The organism is Phyllobacterium myrsinacearum (genome assembly GCF_014138285.1).
GTDB lineage: Bacteria > Pseudomonadota > Alphaproteobacteria > Rhizobiales > Rhizobiaceae > Phyllobacterium > Phyllobacterium myrsinacearum_A.
The window spans coordinates 47,555-65,834 of record NZ_JACGXN010000008.1 but is presented as its reverse complement, the minus strand read 5'-3'; the positions used below and the strand labels follow the sequence as shown (position 1 = coordinate 65,834).

The following is an 18,280-nucleotide window of genomic DNA, read 5'->3' as shown; positions in this document are numbered from 1 at the left end:
ATGCAGGAAATACAGACGCCAAAGACGTCCGCTTGCAAGCGACACACCGGACACCCCGCCCGTGGACGTTATCTATCGAGGCAGGTCTCCTGGCTCACGGGTCAGCGCTCTTGTCAGGCCTTCCCGATCCATCTGGGATCAGTGACACGAAATTGACAACAGCTCGCCGCTTACAGTTGCGGGGGCAGCTCCGGATTAAATCTCTTGCGGAGATCGCACCGTATTCCCTCTTAGCTCTGCGCCCGAAGGCGCACAGAACCACGATAGCGGGGATGGTAGGCGTGTGTCCGGAGTCTGTCAATAACACATAAAGACATATTTATATGGTTACGTCTTTTCGTGTTAATGGGCCACGGCAGGTTCGCCAACGGTATCGTCCTTGGTGCTTTTCCGGATTGTCAGGGCCAGGAGCGCAGCGATAAGGCAAAGGATACCGGCGGTGAAGAATGCCGGGAGATAAGTTGCATATTCTGTGCGGGCAAAACCGCCACCATAGGCAGCCGACGCAGCTCCAAGCTGATGGCCGGCAAAGACCCAGCCGAACACCATGCCGGCCTTCTCACGGCCGAAACGATCCGTGGCAAGCTTGACCGTTGGCGGCACGGTGGCGATCCAGTCGAGACCGTAGAACATGGCGAATAGCGACAGGCCGTAGATCGAGAAATTGCTGTAGGGCAGGAAAAGCAGTGAAGCACCGCGCAGGCCGTAGTACCAGAACAGCAGCCAGCGATTGTCGACCCGGTCGGACAGCCAGCCGGAGCCGATCGTGCCGAAGAAATCGAAGAAACCCATCATGGCAAGGACGCTGGCCGCGGTGACGGCCGCAAGCCCATAATCACCGCAAAGTGCGACGAAATGGGTCTGGATGAGGCCATTGGTGCTGGCACCGCAGATGTAGAACGTAGCAAACAGCACCCAGAACGTGCTGCTGCGCGATATTTCCTTGAGGGTGGTCAGCGGCAGGATGATGAGAGAAAGAAGCCCGCCTGTTACTGGCGCTGTCTTCGCAACGTCCTTTTCGCCATAGGCTGGCAAGTCGACGTCGGACGGACGGTCACGCATCAGCAGGAATACCGCAGCCGCTGCGACGGCAAGGAGAGCACAAACCATCATGGTCGCTGCGCGCCAGCCGTAGTTTCCGCTGATCCAGGCCATGAGCGGCATGAAGGCCAGCTGTCCGGTTGCCGAGCTTGCGGTCAGCATACCGAGCACCAGCCCGCGCCGCTCCGTAAACCAGCGGGTGGCAACTGTCGCACCAAGTACCATGGCCGTCAGGCCGGTGCCAAAGCCGATCACCACGCCCCACAGCAGAATCAGCTGCCAGATCTGCGTCATGCCAAGGGACAGGAAAGAGCCGCCGGCAATAAGCGCAAGTGCCACACACACGACTTTCCGCACGCCGAAATAGTTCATGAAAGCCGCAGCGAACGGTCCCATCAGGCCGAACAACAGCAGCCGTATGGAGAAGGCGGTGGCGATCTGTTCGGTCGTCCAGCCGAATTCCTTTTCCAGCGGTACTATGAGCACGCCGGGCGCTCCGACTGCTGCGGCCGTGACAAGCATGGTGAGAAAAGTGACTGACACAACGACCCAGCCATAGTGGATGTTGCGCCGGGCGAGGACTGCTGCAAGAGGTGAAGAAATCATGTTCTGTTTCCTGGGACGCGATTGGTCAGATGACGGAAGCTGCGGAGACGTCAACCAGATGCGGTTTGCCGCCGGCGAGACGTGTTCTTGTTCTTTGGCTGGTGACCATGTCGTGCGGTGCACCGAGTGGAATGGCGCTGACAGTGTCCAGCCGCTCGATCTGGTTCGGGCTCAAGGCCACGTTTGCCGCTTCGAGATTGTCCTTCAGCTGGTCAAGGTTTTTCGGGCCGATAATTGGGAGTACGCCCTTCGAGGCCACCCAGGCAATGCCGACCTGACCCGGCGATGCGCCTGTTTCCGCGGCGATTGCCAGAACGGTGTCGACAATCGACGTGCGCTGGGCGGTGTCCTCATACTGGATCACCGCGCCAAGACCGGTTGCGCGCCCGGCTTCACCCTTGCGGTATTTGCCGGTCAGCAGCCCGCCGCCAAGCGGTGACCAGCCGACTGTACCCAGTCCGAACGCCTGTGCCATCGGTAGAAGATCGCGGTCGGCGCTCCGCTCCACGAGGCTGTATTCCGTCTGCAATCCGACCACCGGGGTCCAGCCGCGCAATGCTGCAAGAGTTGCCGCGCTGGCGATGCGCCATGCGGCGAAGTTCGAAAAGCCCGCATAGATAATCTTGCCGGAGCGGGTCAGGTCTTCGAAGCCGCGCATGATCTCCTCGACCGGCGTCACGCTATCGGCAATGTGAGCCCATAACAGGTCTATCCGGTCGGTCTTCAGGCGCTTGAGGCTGGCCTCGACCGACTGGATCATGGATTTGCGGCTGTTGCCGACACCCTGCACCGTGGGATTGGCCGTGGAGCCCTGTGTGTACTTTGTTGCGATGACGAGATTATCCCGTTTAGGGGCGATGAACTCGCTCAGGAGCGTTTCGGCCTCGCCAAACTGATAAACGTCCGCCGTGTCGATGAAATTGCCGCCGGCTTCCGCATAGCCGTCAAACACCTGCTTGGCCACGTCCCGTGTCGAGCCATACCCCCAGCCGGTGCCGAAATTGCCCGTGCCAAGCGAAAGCTCCGACACTTGCAGCCCGGTGTGGCTGCCGAAAACCCTGTAGCGCATGGAATGCTCCCGATCGTTGGCTCGCCGCCACATGAATTTAGATGATGGTCGTCATAATTGACTATTGATGATGGTCATCATATAAAATGTCAATGCAGTTTTTTTGAAGGAATGTTTCATGCGCGTCAGCAGGGACCAGGCAGCACAGAATCGCGCCCGCATCATCGAGATTGCCGGACAACAGTTTCGCGAGAAGGGTTTTGACGGCATTGGCGTCGCTGACGTGATGAAAAGTGCGGGTCTCACGCACGGCGGGTTCTACGGACATTTCAGTTCGAAGGATGATCTGATTGCCGAGGCCTGCGAAGCGGCCATGGCGCTGTCAGTCCGGCGATGGACCAGTCTTTCCGAAGGCGCGCCTGACGATGCGCTCGGTGCCATCACGCAATCCTATCTGGCTGGCGACGCGCATGGTGAAGGACAGATGAGCGGGTGCATGATGGCGGCATTGGCACCTGATATCGCCCGTCGTGGCGGTCCCGTCCGCTCGCGTTTCACGGAGGGCACCAAGGCGCTTCTCGGTATTCTGGTGAACGCTGTGACCGGGCGCACGAAAGCCCGGCAGCGTGAAAAGGCCATTGCCATCATGGCGGGGCTTGTGGGCACCGTCGTGCTGGCGCGCGCGGTGGATGATCCCGAATTCGCCAAAGAGATCAAGCGGGTCGGTGAGGCTGTGTTCGGGAGGGATGTGGAGTAGGGCTGGGATATTCACCCCCCTCTGCCCTGCCGGGCATCTCCCCCACAAGGGGGGGGAGATCACATCGGCATTAGAGATTTCGAGCTATTTTCAACACTGCAAATTGTGCGAAGGCCTCCATGAAGGCTGATCTCCCCCCTTGCGGGGGCCGAAGGCGGGCGAGACCCGTGGCTCGCCCCGGTAGGGCGACAGCCCAGAGGGGGGTAAAAATATCAATTACCGCCCCGGACGCCCCGTCTTACCTGGCCTGCGTTTTTTACGCGCATCATTGGCATCTTCATAAGAACCAATGCCGCTGCGCTCCCGGCGGATGATGGCATCGTCATTCCGGTTGGTGGCACCGGGAAGCGGCGGCTTTTCCGGTATGGCGCCACGCACGGGCTTTTCCGTCCGACCGACGGTCATCTCATCCAGCGAGTTCTTGCGGAACTGTCCGCCACCCAGAGGCCGGGTGGAATCGCCGCCCATCTCGTCGAGATGCGGCTTGCGGAACAGTGGCGAGTTCGGATCGCTGTTTTCGTCCGTGACGACACGGTGCATGGCGCGTCCGGCATTGTGCCGGCCCTTTGTGCGGCCGCTGACCGGGCTTTCCAGTTCCACCTCGCGGGCCATGGGATCGTCCGAGATGGCAAGCTCCGTCTCGCGCAGCCGTTTGATTTCGTCGCGCAGCCGTGCTGCCACTTCGAAGTCGAGATCGTCGGCAGCCACGCGCATCTGTTTCTCCAGATGTTCGAGATGCGATTTGAGATTGTTGCCCATCATCGCGCCGGAATCGGCAAAGCCCGAAATATCGGCCCGGACGTGATCACGCTCGTAAACACTGTTGAGAATATCGCCGATATTCTTCTTGATACTGGCTGGGGTGATGCCGTGTTCCGTGTTGTAGGCTTCCTGCTTCTCGCGGCGGCGGCTGGTTTCGGCCATTGCCCGTTCCATCGAACCGGTCACATGATCTGCATAAAGAACGACCTTGCCGTCGATATTGCGGGCGGCGCGGCCAATCGTCTGGATCAGCGATGTCTCGGATCGCAGGAATCCTTCCTTGTCGGCATCAAGAATGGCAACAAATGCGCACTCGGGAATATCGAGACCCTCGCGCAGCAGATTGATGCCGACGAGAACGTCAAAAGCACCCAGCCGCAGGTCGCGAAGGATCTCTATGCGTTCCAGCGTGTCGATGTCCGAGTGCATGTAACGGACACGGATGCCCTGTTCGTGCAGATATTCCGTCAGGTCTTCCGCCATGCGTTTGGTCAGAACGGTGACCAGCGTGCGATAGCCCTTTGCCGATGTCTCGCGGATTTCGCCCAAGACATCGTCAACCTGCGATTTGGCCGGGCGAATCTCAACCGGCGGATCGATCAGACCGGTCGGACGAATAACCTGTTCAGCAAACACACCGCCGGCTTCTTCCATTTCCCAGTTGCTGGGCGTGGCTGAAACCGCAACGGTTTGCGGGCGCATTGCGTCCCATTCCTCGAAGCGGAGAGGGCGGTTGTCCAGACATGACGGCAAACGGAAACCATATTCCGCCAGCGTCGCTTTACGCCTGAAGTCGCCTTTGTACATCGCGCCGATCTGTGGAACGGTCACATGGCTTTCATCGATGAACACAAGCGCGTTGTCAGGGATATATTCGAACAGCGTGGGTGGCGGCTCGCCGGGCTTGCGACCGGTGAGATAGCGCGAATAGTTCTCGATACCGGCACAGGAGCCGGTGGCTTCAAGCATTTCGAGATCAAAGGTGCAGCGTTGCTCCAGCCGCTGTGCTTCCAGCAGGCGGCCCGCCTGATTGAGTTCGACCAGCCGGTGCTTCAGCTCTTCCTTGATCGACTTGATCGCCTGATTGAGGGTCGGGCGCGGCGTCACATAGTGCGAGTTGGCATAAATCTTCACCTGGCTGAGATCGCCCGTCTTCTGGCCCGTCAGCGGGTCGAATTCCGTAATCGTCTCGATCTCGTCGCCAAACATGGAGATGCGCCAGGCCCGGTCTTCAAGGTGGGCGGGGAACAGTTCGATCGTGTCGCCGCGAACCCGGAAGGAACCACGCGTGAAGTCCATATCGCGGCGCTTGTACTGCTGTGCCACGAGGTCGGCCAGCAATGCCCGCTGGTCGAGCCTATCGCCGATCTTCATTTCGAAGGTCATGGCCGTATAGGTTTCGACCGAGCCGATACCGTAGATACACGATACGGATGCAACGATGATCACGTCATCGCGTTCCAGCAGCGAACGGGTAGCCGAGTGGCGCATCCGGTCGATCTGTTCGTTGATCGACGATTCCTTTTCGATGAACGTATCGGAGCGCGGCACATAGGCTTCCGGCTGATAGTAGTCGTAATAGGAAACGAAATATTCGACGGCATTGTTGGGAAAGAAGGATTTGAACTCCCCGTAAAGCTGCGCCGCCAGCGTCTTGTTGGGTGCGAGGATCAGTGCCGGACGCTGGGTTTCCTCGATGACCTTGGCCATGGTGAAGGTCTTGCCCGAACCGGTCACACCGAGCAGCACCTGCGTCTTGTCATCATCGGCGATGCCCGAAACGAGATCGCGGATGGCTGTCGGCTGGTCGCCCGATGGCTTGAAGTCCGTTTCCATCTGGATGGCAATGCCACCCTCGGATTTCGCTGGCCGGGCCGGGCGGTGCGGTTGCCACGCCATCCCGTTCTTGAACAGCGGATTACCGCTTTCGATCAATGCGGACAGGGCTGCAACCGTTGCGGTAGCGCCGCCAGCCGGCAGATTGCCCGTATCTTCAAGTGCGATGTCCATACCCGCGACCGGATTCAATCCGGCAGCGGCACGGGTCTTCGGATCGCTTGATCCGCCTATGGATGTGCCGCGTGCGGTTCTGGAACTGCTCGTTTCCTTGGCCGCTGCCTTCTTTGGCTTTGCAGCCTTGGGTTGCGGTTTGACGGTTTCCTCGGAAATCTGCTTGGCCCAATCACTGATCGAGCCGGAAAGCGGTGTGCCCTCCAGTTCCGATTGCGGCGCTTCGCTGAAACCATCCGCGTTATATTTGTCAGGAGATTTAACCATGGGTTGAATATGGTGGGAGTCCGGCAAAATGGAAAGACCCAACTCTGCAAAAGTCACCGGAAGCGGCAGGCTCCTGACATAAGGTTGTCAGTAGGAATGTCAGGTGTGGCGCCTCTGCCGGACGTCAGCCGTAGCGCAGTTTCAGGCCGAGAATGGTCAGAATGAGCAGAAGCGTCATGCCGTTGGCGGCGATGACGGGCCAGGAACTGATCATGATGCCATAGAACAGCCAGAGCAGCACGCCGAGTGCCAGCGATGCATTGCTGATCAGCGAAATGCTGCCGGTTTCCCGCTGCCGAACGATCTTGATGATCTGCGGAACCCAGCACAGGGTGGTGATCAAGGCAGCAAGACTACCAACGAGCTCGATATGGAGAGGCACGGACTGATCTTTCAGAAAAAAAGAGATAATTGATATATGAGGGAATTCTTCGAAAAAATACAGCGGAATCATGACGTAACTGCCCATCCGCGATAAAAATTTATATCGCGGATTGTTGGTCTTGTGTCTTTTGCATGCAGGCTACTGAACGGCACCCAGAAGTCGGGCCGGAAGATAGATCACGAGTGACGCTGCACCCGTTATGACCGAGGTACCATCGGCCAGAACGGACTGTCCTGCCGGAGTTTCATCGCCGGACAATACTTTCTCCGACAATTGCCCGCTGCGCACCATGTTCATCAAGGTCGGCGAACTCGCAAACACCCCGTGCGACCCGCCATCGAGGTCGGATGCGTCGAGAACGACGATACCAAGCTTCTGCAGTATGGGAATGCTGGTGCCGTCGCCCACGCGCGGATGACCGCCTGTGATCCGGCCCGATACGCTCAGGGCACTGTCGGCGCGGGAAACGAGGATCGTAAAGGGTTTTGGCAGTTCACCGATATCCCTGACCTGACCCTGAAACACGTCGATATCGATGTCAGGCGCCGCCAGCATGACACCGGACAGGCGGCGGAAAACATCGCGGTGACCGGTCTGCGCCAACTGGCTCAGCGCTTCCATGACGACAAAGGATCCCATGGAATGGCCAACGAGTAGGATTTTGGTGGCCTTGGTCGAAGCGGCAAGCTGCAGAAGTTCGGCCAGACCGTCACGGCCATAGGTGGCGCTGTCGCGGTCATAGACGTAAAGGCCGAGTGAGCCTGCCGACGGCCAGGAGTAGTGTACGGAAACGGCTGGGAGGCCATAATCGTAGGCGAACTGGGCCTGCCGGAACACGCTGTCGGCAAAATTGTTGTTGTAGCCATGCACAAAGACAAAGAGCTCGCGCTGGTTGGCGGGGCGTTTGGCCAGTTCCGCGTTGATCTTCTCGACGAAGACCTGCTTGCTGTCGTAGGGCTGGAATGCCGTTGCGGCGAAATCACGAGCCGGATTGGGCTTGTTGCTGCTCTTTTCCACTTCACCACGCTTGTGGTTCGGCGGGATGCCGACGTCGACGCGGGAAAAATTCACAGTCGCGGAGCGCTTTGCCGAATAGGGCAGGGACAGATTGTCGGAGCGTTCACGGCTGGTCGCCACGAAAATGGGAATGACGGCCTTGGGTCCTGTCTTGTCGTTCAAAATGGGTGCGGGTACAGCCGCATTCGCCTTGATAACGCTTTGCGACGTGAGACCCAGCACGGCGCGGCCACCGCATCCTGTCAACACAAGCATGACGAGCAGAAAGGCCGACAAGCGGGAAACGGTCATGGACGCACTCCAAACTGCATTCCCGAAGTTAGAACCAGCATTTGAACTGCACTGCAACTTAAAAGCGCGTCTTCCCTTGATATAGGCACGCTGATCATCAGCCAGCGTGACAATTTTCCAACAACATTATGCCGTGACGTGTCAGACGATCAGCGGATCCCGGCCCATGTTCAGATGCAGTTCGTGACCATCATAGGCGTGGGCTTCGGCGACGGCTTCGTTGAGTTCAACGCCAAGACCGGGTGCCGTGGGCGGAATAATATAGCCGTTTTCCCATACAAGCGGTCTGGTCAGAATCTCCGCATGAAAACCGCCAAAGGCCTGAATGCATTCGAGGATAAGGAAGTTCGGGCTGCAGGTGGAAAGCTGGATATTGGCTGCGCCGACAATCGGTCCGCAATAGAGATGCGGGGCGATCTGGGCATGAAACGTTTCAGCCATGCCTGCGATCTTCTTGGCTTCCAGAATGCCGCCGACACGCCCCAGATTCATCTGCAGGATATTGGCAGCCCGGTTCACCAGCAGGCGCTGGAACTCGTACTTTGTCGTCAGGCGCTCGCCTGCGGCCACGGGAATGGAAGTGTGCTGCTGCACATAGGCCATGTTCTCAGGCATATCTGGCGGAACCGGCTCTTCCAGCCAAAGCGGATCATAGGGTTCGAGCCGTTTGGCCAGCCGTACAGCGCTGGTGGGTGTCATCTGACCATGGGTACCGAAGAGAAGATCGGCTTTCGAGCCGACAGCCTCGCGCACCAGCCGGACGAATTTCTCGCCGAGATCGAGCTGTTCGAGCGAGAGCTGGCGCGGATCAAAGGATGTATAGGGTGCAACCGGATCGAATTTCACGGCCGTATAGCCCTGCGCGACATATTCTGCGGCGCGCTCGGCCGAGGCTTCGGCATTCCAGTAGATCGCCGACGTCTCACCCAGTTCCGGTTTCGGGTAGAGATAGGTGTAGCTGCGCAGCCGCTCATGCACCCGGCCGCCGAGCAGTTCGTAGACAGGCTTGTCCGCTTCCTTGCCGATTATGTCCCAGCAGGCCATCTCCAGCGCCGATACGGCGCCCATGATGGTCACATCAGGGCGCTGGGTGAAGCCGCCGGAATAGGCGCGACGGAAGAATCGCTCGATATGGTGCGGGTCTTCACCGATCAGCCAGCGCTCGGCCACATCCTCGATCACCTTGCGCATGACCTGCGGGCTCACGGTGGAATTATAGGCCTCGCCATAGCCGACGACACCGGAATCGGTGGTGAGTTTGACGAAGAGGAACCATGTACCGCCGAAAGATGGCGGCGGATTGCCGACAACAAAGGTTTTAACATCGGTGATTTTCATGATCTGCTCCGATCGTTCAGTCTCAACCCGACCCTAAGGGACAGGGCGCCCATGTCAAAAACCGTGCAACGACCCGGCATGTCGGCTTTCTGACAGTTCTTGCACAGAAGGTCTTTCCATTGCCTCTATTGCACTGCATCATGAGCAGATACGCATTGCCTATGGAGACCGGAATTGAGTGAAGAAACCAAGCCAATCGGCGAACTGACCCTGCGCACGCTTGCCATGCCTGCGGATGCCAACGCAGCCGGTGATATTTTTGGCGGCTGGGTTATGGCGCAAATGGACTTGTCCTGCGGTATCCGGGCGGCAGAACGGGCACGCGGCCGTGTCGTGACGGCAGCCGTGAAGGAAATGGCTTTTGCCAAGCCGGTCAAGATTGGCGACACGCTTTGCGTCTACACGCATATCGAGCATGTCGGGCGTACATCCATCACCCTGAAAGTGGAAGCCTGGGCACAGCGCTATCTCTCCGACTTGATGGAGCGGGTTACCCATGCGGATTTCGTGATGGTAGCACTCGATTCATCGGGCAAGCCGACACCGGTGCCACCGGAACCGAAAGGCTAGGCTCTAGCCACCAATCATATATTTGTCCCAGAAATTGGCCTGCGGTTCGGTTTGTTCCACAATGTCGATCCACAGGCCCGACGGATCATGGAAGCCGAAACGGCGCTGACCGAAGGGCTCGTCGGTCAGGGGATATTCGACCTGCAATCCTGTGGTGGTGACTTTCTCGAATGCCGCCGCCGCATCCTCCACCTGCAGCTCAAAACACATGCCCTTGCCGCCGAAACTTTCAGGGCCGGGCGGGGCTGACGGATGGTCAGGCGTCATGAAGGCGATAGAGGCGGTGTGATCTTCACCTGAAAGCCAGCAGAACCATGTGCTGTCAAAGCCGCTTGTGAAGCCGAGATGCCGTATCCAAAAATCGCGGCAGGCTTCTTTTCTGTCGGTGACAATGATCGGATAGCGATCCGTAAAGCGCATGGCATGCCTTTCCCAAGGGTTGTGATTTGCACCATTAAAGGCAGCCCGACCGCTGATGACAAGAGCCTTTTGTCAGTAGTCTTTCCGGAAAATCATGGAAGGTGACATGAGTGTTCATCCGATGAGACATTAACCCGGTACCCGTATCGCAACGCAATCAACTTGTGGTCAAACTGCTAAAAAGCTTGGATTGGGGCCGTTAATCAGGCACCGTTTCCGTGGGGTTTGATGTTGGAGGGCGGCGCATGACACTATCGGGGGCAATGCGGAATTATTCGCGCAGGCGCGGAGAGGGCGACAGCGCCAAGGTTGATTTCGTCGAACTGTTCTTCGACCTCGTCTTTGTGTTCGCCATCACGCAGATTTCACATTTCCTGCTGCACGATCTGAGCCTCAAGGGGCTTGGTGAAAGCACATTGCTGCTGGCGGCGGTCTGGTGGGTATGGGTCTATACGGCCTGGGTCACCAATTGGCTCGACCCGACAACACCCCCGGTACGCGTCATGCTGTTCGTGCTCATGCTGGCGGGCCTGGTGCTCTCCACGTCGATCCCCACGGCCTTTGCCGGCCGTGGGCTGGTCTTTGCGCTGGCGTTCGCAACGATGCAGCTGGGCCGCTCATTGTTCATGATGTGGGCTATGCGGCGCCATAACCGCTCCAATTACCTCAATTTTGTCCGCATTTCGATCTGGCTTTGTGTCTCCGCGCTGTTCTGGATTGCCGGCGGATTGGCCGAGCCGGAAAGCCGGGTATTTTTCTGGCTGATTGCTCTGCTGATTGAAGTTGCGGGTCCGGCGCTGGGCTTTCGCACGCCCGGCCTTGGTGCATCCAGCACGGCGGACTGGGACGTGGACGGCGATCATATGGCCGAGCGTGCGGCGCTGTTCATCATCATCGCGCTGGGCGAATCCATTCTCGTGTCGGGCGCGACGTTTGCCGAACAGGAATGGACGTTCATCTCGTTCTCGGCGTTCCTGACCACGTTCGTCGCTTCGGTGGCGATGTGGCTGATCTATTTCAATGTCGGGCAGCTGCGGGCGCACCATAAAATTGCGTCGACGGACGATCCTGGCCGGATTGCCCGTGTCGCCTATACTTATATCCATGTCCTGCTGGTCGCCGGTATCATCGTCGTGGCTGTTTCCGATGAGCTGATACTGGCACATCCGACCGGTCATTCGGCGCCTGCGGTTCTCTGGACCTCGATCGGCGGCACGGCGCTCTATCTGATCGGAAACCTGCTGTTCAAGGGTTATGTGGAGGGCAGGCCGCCGCTTTCACACATTGCCGGGCTGGTGCTGTGCGCCGTTCTGGCGTTTGCGGGCGGCGCGCTTTCGCCGCTTGTACTAGGTGCTGCAACCAGCCTTATCCTGATCGTTGTGACGATCTGGGAGTATATCGGCCGGGTGAAGGAACCAAGCCACCACTAACGGCAGGCACGATGGCCGTTTCGCCGTTGCATCAGGTCGAAGTGAAAATGGTCCCTATGGAAAATATCGTAGCCGGGCCCGAGCACCGTCGTGAAATAATCGCAGGCGTCCGAGCGAACATTGTTGAGCAATCCACGTTGCCGGAATGCGAAGAGGCCGGGTTTTTGCACCTTGATGTCAGTGCCATTGTTCAGGGTGATCTTGGCGATATCCAGGGCATTGCCCTTCGAATGCTCCGACATATTGGCGCCGCGCCGGTTGCTCATGGTTCGGCAGGAATAGCTTGATGCCTGATGAATGGTGTTAACGCCGGAGAGATAACGCAACCGCGTAGACGGCGAAAGATCGCCCTTGACCCAGCGGGCGAAGGCGAGGGTCATCTGGCAGTTCAGCGTCGCACTGGGTTTTAGCCGGATCTGTCCGCTGGCAAAACCGCTGACGGTCAGCGGATTGTCGATGCGGCACACACCACCATCATTGATGGGCGCACGCTCCTGAAAGACAACGCCGAGTTGCTTCAGCTGTGTTCTACAGGCGGTTTCGCTTGCCGGCATGCCGTAGCGGCTTTCGCTGCGTGCAATGGGGTCGCGGAGGCCGCCGCTGGCGTAACCATAATTCGTTTCGTTGTTTGCCACCGCATGGTTCTCTTCCGTCATGACAGCAGGCTGTTCGGCGGGCGCACTTTCGTCGCCCGCGGGCTGCTCGGCGTCAGTATTGGCGATGCGGTTTTCTTCACCGGCCAAGGAATTGTCTGCCAAGGAAGTGTCTGCAACAGATGTGTCGGAAGTCGTATCCGCTGCGGCAGGTACTGCGATGTACTCGCCTGATTCCGCCGCGCTGGAGCTGTGGCCGACATTGGCCTGCGGACGCCTCACATCGCCCATGCCGCACGCGTTCAGCGTGGTGGCCGTGCACAGGATAAAGACAGTCGAGAGGCGCCTCAACGGCGCTGCGGACGACAACGCAAAACTCATGTCACCACATCCTTTTCGCCTGAAATCAAGCGTCGATGCGATAAAATAAAATCAAAATGTAAAGGAAAGGTCAGCGGTGACGGTAATGCCTGTGTCTATAACAAGGCAGCCGTTGAGCCCTACGCGGCGTTCGTACGGTTGCGCAGCGCCGGAACCACTTCAACGGTGATCATGGCGATGAAGATCAGCGCGCAGCCGATCATGCCGTGGAACGTCATGCGCTCGCCGAGAAGGATGGCGCCGAAGAGGGCCGCAAACAAGGCTTCCGATGACAGCATGATCGCCGCCTGCGGTGCGCTGGTGTAGCGCTGTCCCACCGCCTGCAGTGTAAAGGCGATGCCGCAGGAGAACACGCCGCCGAACAGGATTGCCGGCCATGACAGCATGACCGACGGCCAGTTGAATGGTTCGGTGAACGCGGCAACGCTGAAGCCGAAGACGGCACAGGTGAGGAACTGCACAAGCGACAGCATGAAGGGGCGGCCGTTTTCGTGCGCGAGGCGGTTGATGAAGATGATCTGGAGCGCCCAGAAAACCGCGCACAGGATCGTCAGCCAGTCGCCCGTCGTCAGGTTGTTTAGCTGTCCGCCGGACAGGAGATAGATGCCGCCAAGCGCGGTCAGGGCACAGGGCCAGACAATGGGGCTTGGCCAGTTCCAGAACAGCAGGACACCGAGAATGGGTACCATCACCACATAAAGACCGGTCAGGAAGCCCGAATTGGTCACCGTTGTCGTGGCAAGGCCGATCTGCTGCAGAACCGAGCCGATCGACAGGAACAGGCCGATGAAGACAAAACCGCCATAGTCTTTAAGTGTCACGCTGCGCTTGGCCTGCTGTGCTTCACGCCATGCGAGCGGCGCGACTGTGATGCTCGCCAAAGCAAAGCGCAATCCGATGAACAGAAAGGCGCCGACGTTGCCGACGGCACTTGCCTGCGCAACAAATCCCAGACCCCAGATGGCGCCTGCGAACAGCAGCAACAGATTGGCACGGCCTTGCGTCATGATGAAACCACAGAATTTCCGCGGTCGTCCTCGGCCCGCAGCCTGCTCTACCGGTTGTCATTGGCGACTTCAAGGGTGACTGGAAAAGAAGATCAAAAACCAGCCTAGGCGCGTGTCAGCCGTATGATCTTGCCGTTTGCCTCATCCGTCAGCAGATAAACCGAACCATCAGACGCAATCCTGACATCGCGAATGCGGCCGAACGCGCCGTCAAACATCCGTTCCTCCCCGGAAAACGCGCCTTTCGCGTCCCTGTCGAGTCGTGAAAGCAGCTCGAATTTGAGCGATCCGACCAGAAGGTCACCCTGCCATTCCGGGAACATCGCGCCCTGATAAACCGCCAATCCGGATGGTGCGATGGAGGGATCCCAATAAAAGAGCGGCTGTTCATAGCCGGGTGCGCTTGTGCCCTTGCCGATTGTCTGCCCGGAATAGTGTTTGCCATAGGAGATAACCGGCCAGCCATAGTTCTTTCCCGCTTGCGGCTGGTTGATCTCATCGCCGCCGCGGGCGCCGTGTTCGACAACGAGAAGCGATTGTGTAACCGGATCCCACGCGGCACCTTGTGGGTTGCGATGTCCCTTAGACCAGATTTCGGCAAGGCCCTTTTTGCCATCAGCGTAGGGATTGTCAGCGGGAATAGAGCCATCCGCATTGATCCGAAGGACCGAACCCGCGTGATCCCTGAGATCCTGCGCGCGATCCTGTTCGCCGCGCTCGCCCATGGTCACGAACAGTTTGCCATCGGGCGCAACGACAATGCGCGAGCCGAAATGCTGGCCCTTGGTCGTCTTGCGGTTCATGGAGACCAGCACTTTGACGTTCTCAAGCCTGTTGCTGTTTTCGCCGCGAACAAGCGTCGCGCTGGCAAGTGCCGTTCCGGCGCCGCCTTTTCCGGGCTCGGAGAAGGTGAAGTAAATTGTGCCGTTTTCAGGAAAGCCGGGGGCCAGCACCACGTCAAGCAGGCCGCCCTGACCGGCGACAGCAACAGCGGGGACATTGGCGACAGGGTCCGAAATGCTGCCCTTTGTAACGATGCGCATCTGGCCGGTACGTTCTGTAACAAGCAGTGCCCCATCAGGCAGAAAAGCGAGACCCCATGGATGCTGCAGGCCTTCGGCGGCAATTTCGGCTGCCACGCTGAGCTTTTCGGTTTTGAAGTCCGCTGCTGCCAGCGGCAGGGGCGCGCAAAGCATCAGCGTAAAACCGGTCGCCAGCATACTCATTCGGTTCAGCATCGCGTCCCTCCCATGTTTTGGCCGACCGGATCAGGAACCCGGACGACATGCAGTGTGGAACATTGTTGCGTCAGGGTCCTTTCACACTCAATCACACTCACGTGACCAGCGGCTCAGTCAGCCACGGCTTATTTAAACTGGCCATTGCGCGACATTTTCTACTTTCTTCGTGAAATCGCCGGAAAGAATGCTATATTAAACGACGAATGACTGAACGGTTCCGAAGTCTTGAGCTTCGGTGACCGTTTTCTTTTTGTGTCGCGCGGCCCTAGCGGGGCGCATTTGACACTGACTGCGAAAGGAGAGGGCATGGAAAAGGTCCCGATGACTCAAGGCGGATTTGACAAGCTCAAGGAAGAGTTGCGCTGGCGCCAGCAAGAAGAGCGGCCCCGCATCATCCTGGCAATTTCGGAAGCGCGCGCTCATGGCGACCTTTCGGAAAATGCCGAGTATCATGCCGCCAAGGAAGCCCAGAGCCACAATGAAGGCCGCGTCAGCGAGCTTGAAGGCTATATCGGGCATGCCGAGATCATCGATATCTCGAAACTGTCCGGTGACAAGATCAAGTTTGGCGCCACCGTGCAGCTGATTGACGAGGATACGGAAGACAAGAAGATCTACCAGATCGTCGGCGATCAGGAGGCTGATCCGAAGGCCGGCCGTATTTCCATTTCCTCGCCCATCGCGCGTGCCCTGATCGGCAAGAGCGAAGGCGACACGATCGAGGTCAACGCACCGGGCGGTGCCCGTTCGTACGAGATCGTCGGATTCAAGTTCGCCTGATATCGTGCCGGAACCGGTAAGCAACGTCGAGGTGATCGCTCCGAATTTAAAGCGCAAGCTTTCCGGGGTCACCTCGACTATCGTGCAGCTTATTCCGCTGCAAAGGGCGAACGGCGTCAAAATCGTTGCCATGGGACCAGGTCTTCCTGATTTTCTGCCGAAAATCGGGTGGCGTGCGCTGCCCGGTCTCTGGTTCAAGCCTAAGACACGCCCCTTCCGGATCTGGCACGCACGCCGCAACAACGAGATGATTGCGGGTGTTATCCTGCGGCATATCCTGCGCATGAAGCTGCGGCTGCTGTTTACATCAGCCGCGCAACGCGACCACAAACCCTTCACCAAATGGCTGATCCGGCGGATGAATGCCGTGATTGCCACGAGTGCAAAATCCGGTAGTTATCTCCGCGTGCCGCACACGGTGATCATGCATGGCGTGGATACGGACATGTTCCACCCGCCGGTGACGGACGAGGACACGTTTGCGGCGTCGGGCCTGCCCGGCAAATATCTTGTTGGATGTTCCGGGCGTATCCGGCACTCCAAGGGGACGGATCTGTTCGTGGATGCGATGGTCAACCTTCTGCCGCGCTATCCCGAATGGACAGCCGTCATGACCGGCCGGACAACCGCCGAAAACAAAGGGTTCGAGCAGGCGCTGCGCGACAAGATCGCAAAGGCCGGATTGCAGGACCGCCTGCTCTTTCTGGGTGAAGTGCCTGACGTGAAACTCTGGTATCGACGCATGAGCCTTTATGTTGCACCGTCGCGTCAGGAGGGCTTTGGCCTGACGCCGCTTGAAGCCATGGCCTCGCAAACCGCCGTCGTGACCAGCGATGCCGGTGCCTATGCTGAAATGGTCGACCGCGCCTCGGGCATGGTGGTGCCAGCGGGCGATGCTCCGGCACTGGAAGAAGCCATCGAACGTTATCTTGCCGATCCAGCCAAGTGCGAGGAAGCCGGTAGCGCCGGGCTGGCGCATGTGCGGGAGAACTTTCCTCTGCAGAATGAAGCGGCAAAAATCCTCACGGTTTATGAGCGCCTCTTTGCCAGCACCGACAGGCCTGTGTCGTGAAGGTCTCCGCATTGATCATTCACCTGAAGCGTGCCGAAAAACGCGGCGCGCATGTCAGGGAACTGATGCAGCGGCTGCCGATTGAAGCCAGAATTTTAGATGCCGTTGACGCCCAGAAACTCGCCGAGAGCGAAATCGCCGCGGTTTACAGCCGGAGATCACGGCATTTCCCGCCTTATCCCTTCGAACTGCGTGTCACCGAAATCGCCTGTTTCCTCTCGCACCGCAAGGCATGGCAGGCAATTGTGGACGACAATCTCGATGCGGGACTGGTCATTGAGGACGATGTCGACATTGATCCCGGCTTTGCCGATCAGTTGAAGCTGGCCGGCGATACGATCAAGCCAGCTGACTACATCCGCTTTCCGCGCTGGGCGCGGGGGGAAGAGGGCGGTGAGATTTCCCGACAAGGCGAAATCTCCATCATGCAGCCCAAACTACCCGGCCTCGGCATGCAGATGCAGCTGATCGGCCGCGATGCGGCAATTGCCCTGCTTGAAGCGACAAAGCGGTTTGACCGGCCGGTGGACACCACGCTGCAGATGCGCTGGCTGCATCCGGTTCGCATGCTTTCCGCCCGGCCCATCACTATTCGCGAGATCGATTTCAATCTCGGTGGCACGGTTGTTCAGGGCAAAAAGAGTTTGTCGGATAAGCTGAAGCGCGAGGTGCTCCGGCCCTATTACCGTGTCTTGCTGTTCTTTTATTCAAAAATTCGCGGTTAGAGCACCATCAGGGGTTCGTTCTTGACCGCGCGGATCGTCAGCGACGTGCGGACGGAATCGACATTCGGTGTCGATGTCAGGTCTTCAATCACAAAATTCTGGAAAATGCTGATGTCGCTGGCCACGCAGTGCAGCAGGAAATCGGATTCGCCCGAAACCATCCATGCACGGCGCACAATGGTCCAGCTGTTGGTCTTTTCGGCAAAGCTCTTCAGATCGGCATCAGACTGGCGGTGCAACCGGATCATGCAGAACGCAACGATATCCTGACCAAGGATTGAGCCATTCAGGATGGCCCTGTAGCCTTGAATAATCCCGCTTTCTTCCAGTTTGCGCACCCGGCGCAGGCAGGGCGGCGCCGATATGCCGACACGTTCGGCAAGCTCCACATTGGTAATGCGGCCATTATCCTGAAGCTGTTTCAGGATTTTCCAGTCAATCTCGTCCAAGTCCGCCTTCAAAGGCATGGTCTGATTATATCCCTGTCAAAAGGCGCTTACGGCGAGCACCATAGGCGATTCCTGCCGCTGTGTAATGCATTCCCGTCCGGTTACAAACAGGTTCCTAGCAGGAAAGGC

17 protein-coding genes and 1 riboswitch are annotated in these 18,280 nt (G+C 58.3%); of the genes, 6 read left to right on the top strand and 11 right to left on the bottom strand.

Annotated elements, in window-relative coordinates; translation table 11 throughout:
- Positions 1 to 62: 62 nt before the first annotated feature.
- A riboswitch (cobalamin riboswitch) is annotated at positions 63 to 278 on the bottom strand.
- A 64-nt stretch (positions 279 to 342) separates the two neighbouring features.
- Both FHW16_RS20605 and FHW16_RS20600 read right to left on the bottom strand, forming a co-directional pair.
- Entirely contained in the window at positions 343 to 1,647 is a 1,305-nt protein-coding gene (locus FHW16_RS20605; RefSeq protein WP_182551172.1) for an MFS transporter, read from the bottom strand.
- Between the two features lie 25 nt (positions 1,648 to 1,672).
- Positions 1,673 to 2,716, bottom strand: coding sequence for an aldo/keto reductase (locus FHW16_RS20600; protein WP_182551171.1), 1,044 nt, complete (start codon positions 2,714 to 2,716; stop codon positions 1,673 to 1,675).
- A 118-nt stretch (positions 2,717 to 2,834) separates the two neighbouring features.
- On the opposite strand from FHW16_RS20600, the gene FHW16_RS20595 reads away from it, so the two are divergent.
- On the top strand, positions 2,835 to 3,413 hold the full coding sequence (locus FHW16_RS20595; protein WP_182551170.1) for a TetR/AcrR family transcriptional regulator: 579 nt from the start codon (positions 2,835 to 2,837) through the stop codon (positions 3,411 to 3,413).
- Positions 3,414 to 3,629: 216 nt separating this feature from the next.
- Here FHW16_RS20595 and uvrB read toward each other — a convergent pair whose 3' ends face one another.
- The 4 genes from uvrB to FHW16_RS20575 form a co-directional block, all read right to left on the bottom strand.
- Positions 3,630 to 6,452 (bottom strand): excinuclease ABC subunit UvrB, encoded by a 2,823-nt coding sequence (gene uvrB, locus FHW16_RS20590; RefSeq protein WP_182551169.1) that lies wholly within the window; start codon positions 6,450 to 6,452, stop codon positions 3,630 to 3,632.
- 124 nt (positions 6,453 to 6,576) lie between these two features.
- Positions 6,577 to 6,834, bottom strand: coding sequence for a SemiSWEET family sugar transporter (locus FHW16_RS20585; protein ID WP_348643916.1), 258 nt, complete (start codon positions 6,832 to 6,834; stop codon positions 6,577 to 6,579).
- A gap of 141 nt (positions 6,835 to 6,975) precedes the next feature.
- Complete coding sequence (locus FHW16_RS20580) at positions 6,976 to 8,145, bottom strand: alpha/beta hydrolase (protein ID WP_182551167.1); 1,170 nt, start codon at positions 8,143 to 8,145, stop codon at positions 6,976 to 6,978.
- Positions 8,146 to 8,286: 141 nt separating this feature from the next.
- Complete coding sequence (locus FHW16_RS20575) at positions 8,287 to 9,483, bottom strand: mandelate racemase/muconate lactonizing enzyme family protein (protein WP_182551166.1); 1,197 nt, start codon at positions 9,481 to 9,483, stop codon at positions 8,287 to 8,289.
- Between the two features lie 225 nt (positions 9,484 to 9,708).
- On the opposite strand from FHW16_RS20575, the gene FHW16_RS20570 reads away from it, so the two are divergent.
- The gene (locus FHW16_RS20570) at positions 9,709 to 10,053 is read left to right on the top strand and encodes an acyl-CoA thioesterase (protein WP_182551312.1); all 345 of its coding nucleotides are present in this window, start codon (positions 9,709 to 9,711) and stop codon (positions 10,051 to 10,053) included.
- A 3-nt stretch (positions 10,054 to 10,056) separates the two neighbouring features.
- Here the strand turns inward: FHW16_RS20570 and FHW16_RS20565 are convergent, their stop codons facing one another.
- Positions 10,057 to 10,473, bottom strand: a complete 417-nt coding sequence (locus FHW16_RS20565) for a VOC family protein (RefSeq protein WP_182551165.1) — start codon at positions 10,471 to 10,473, stop codon at positions 10,057 to 10,059.
- Positions 10,474 to 10,718: 245 nt separating this feature from the next.
- Between FHW16_RS20565 and FHW16_RS20560 the strand changes: the two genes are divergently transcribed.
- The gene (locus FHW16_RS20560; RefSeq protein ID WP_182551164.1) at positions 10,719 to 11,903 is read left to right on the top strand and encodes a low temperature requirement protein A; all 1,185 of its coding nucleotides are present in this window, start codon (positions 10,719 to 10,721) and stop codon (positions 11,901 to 11,903) included.
- Here FHW16_RS20560 and FHW16_RS20555 read toward each other — a convergent pair.
- The 3 genes from FHW16_RS20555 to FHW16_RS20545 form a co-directional block, all read right to left on the bottom strand.
- Positions 11,900 to 12,877, bottom strand: a complete 978-nt coding sequence (locus tag FHW16_RS20555; protein WP_182551163.1) for an extensin-like domain-containing protein — start codon at positions 12,875 to 12,877, stop codon at positions 11,900 to 11,902. The two genes, FHW16_RS20560 and FHW16_RS20555, sit on opposite strands and share 4 nt — an antisense overlap.
- 119 nt (positions 12,878 to 12,996) lie before the next feature.
- A complete protein-coding gene (locus tag FHW16_RS20550) occupies positions 12,997 to 13,884 on the bottom strand; it encodes a DMT family transporter (protein ID WP_182551162.1) in 888 nt (295 codons plus the stop codon).
- A 104-nt stretch (positions 13,885 to 13,988) separates the two neighbouring features.
- The gene (locus FHW16_RS20545) at positions 13,989 to 15,119 is read right to left on the bottom strand and encodes a PQQ-dependent sugar dehydrogenase (RefSeq protein ID WP_432652066.1); all 1,131 of its coding nucleotides are present in this window, start codon (positions 15,117 to 15,119) and stop codon (positions 13,989 to 13,991) included.
- Positions 15,120 to 15,431: 312 nt separating this feature from the next.
- On the opposite strand from FHW16_RS20545, the gene greA reads away from it, so the two are divergent.
- Genes greA through FHW16_RS20530 form a run of 3 tightly spaced genes read left to right on the top strand, consistent with a single transcriptional unit; the run spans position 15,432 to position 17,702 of the window.
- On the top strand, positions 15,432 to 15,905 hold the full coding sequence (gene greA / locus FHW16_RS20540; protein WP_112526015.1) for a transcription elongation factor GreA: 474 nt from the start codon (positions 15,432 to 15,434) through the stop codon (positions 15,903 to 15,905).
- A gap of 4 nt (positions 15,906 to 15,909) precedes the next feature.
- Positions 15,910 to 16,977 (top strand): glycosyltransferase, encoded by a 1,068-nt coding sequence (locus FHW16_RS20535; protein ID WP_182551310.1) that lies wholly within the window; start codon positions 15,910 to 15,912, stop codon positions 16,975 to 16,977.
- A complete protein-coding gene (locus FHW16_RS20530; protein WP_182551161.1) occupies positions 16,974 to 17,702 on the top strand; it encodes a glycosyltransferase family 25 protein in 729 nt (242 codons plus the stop codon). The genes FHW16_RS20535 and FHW16_RS20530 overlap by 4 nt, the downstream gene beginning before the upstream one ends.
- Here the strand turns inward: FHW16_RS20530 and FHW16_RS20525 are convergent.
- Positions 17,699 to 18,169 carry an Lrp/AsnC family transcriptional regulator gene (locus tag FHW16_RS20525; RefSeq protein WP_182551160.1) on the bottom strand — a complete coding sequence of 157 codons (471 nt, stop codon included), beginning with the start codon at positions 18,167 to 18,169 and terminating at the stop codon, positions 17,699 to 17,701. The two genes, FHW16_RS20530 and FHW16_RS20525, sit on opposite strands and share 4 nt — an antisense overlap.
- Positions 18,170 to 18,280 lie beyond the last annotated feature (111 nt).

Excerpts from the sequence above, each read along its gene's own strand:
- FHW16_RS20605 (WP_182551172.1), bottom strand. The coding sequence starts at position 1,647 with ATGATTTCTTCACCTCTTGCAGCAGTCCTCGCCCGGCGCAACATCCAC.
- FHW16_RS20600 (WP_182551171.1), bottom strand. The coding sequence starts at position 2,716 with ATGCGCTACAGGGTTTTCGGCAGCCACACCGGGCTGCAAGTGTCGGAG.
- FHW16_RS20595 (WP_182551170.1), top strand. The coding sequence starts at position 2,835 with ATGCGCGTCAGCAGGGACCAGGCAGCACAGAATCGCGCCCGCATCATC.
- uvrB (WP_182551169.1), bottom strand. The coding sequence starts at position 6,452 with ATGGTTAAATCTCCTGACAAATATAACGCGGATGGTTTCAGCGAAGCG.
- FHW16_RS20580 (WP_182551167.1), bottom strand. The coding sequence starts at position 8,145 with ATGACCGTTTCCCGCTTGTCGGCCTTTCTGCTCGTCATGCTTGTGTTG.
- FHW16_RS20575 (WP_182551166.1), bottom strand. The coding sequence starts at position 9,483 with ATGAAAATCACCGATGTTAAAACCTTTGTTGTCGGCAATCCGCCGCCA.
- FHW16_RS20570 (WP_182551312.1), top strand. The coding sequence starts at position 9,709 with ATGCCTGCGGATGCCAACGCAGCCGGTGATATTTTTGGCGGCTGGGTT.
- FHW16_RS20565 (WP_182551165.1), bottom strand. The coding sequence starts at position 10,473 with ATGCGCTTTACGGATCGCTATCCGATCATTGTCACCGACAGAAAAGAA.
- FHW16_RS20560 (WP_182551164.1), top strand. The coding sequence starts at position 10,719 with ATGACACTATCGGGGGCAATGCGGAATTATTCGCGCAGGCGCGGAGAG.
- FHW16_RS20555 (WP_182551163.1), bottom strand. The coding sequence starts at position 12,877 with ATGAGTTTTGCGTTGTCGTCCGCAGCGCCGTTGAGGCGCCTCTCGACT.
- FHW16_RS20550 (WP_182551162.1), bottom strand. The coding sequence starts at position 13,884 with ATGACGCAAGGCCGTGCCAATCTGTTGCTGCTGTTCGCAGGCGCCATC.
- greA (WP_112526015.1), top strand. The coding sequence starts at position 15,432 with ATGGAAAAGGTCCCGATGACTCAAGGCGGATTTGACAAGCTCAAGGAA.
- FHW16_RS20525 (WP_182551160.1), bottom strand. The coding sequence starts at position 18,169 with ATGCCTTTGAAGGCGGACTTGGACGAGATTGACTGGAAAATCCTGAAA.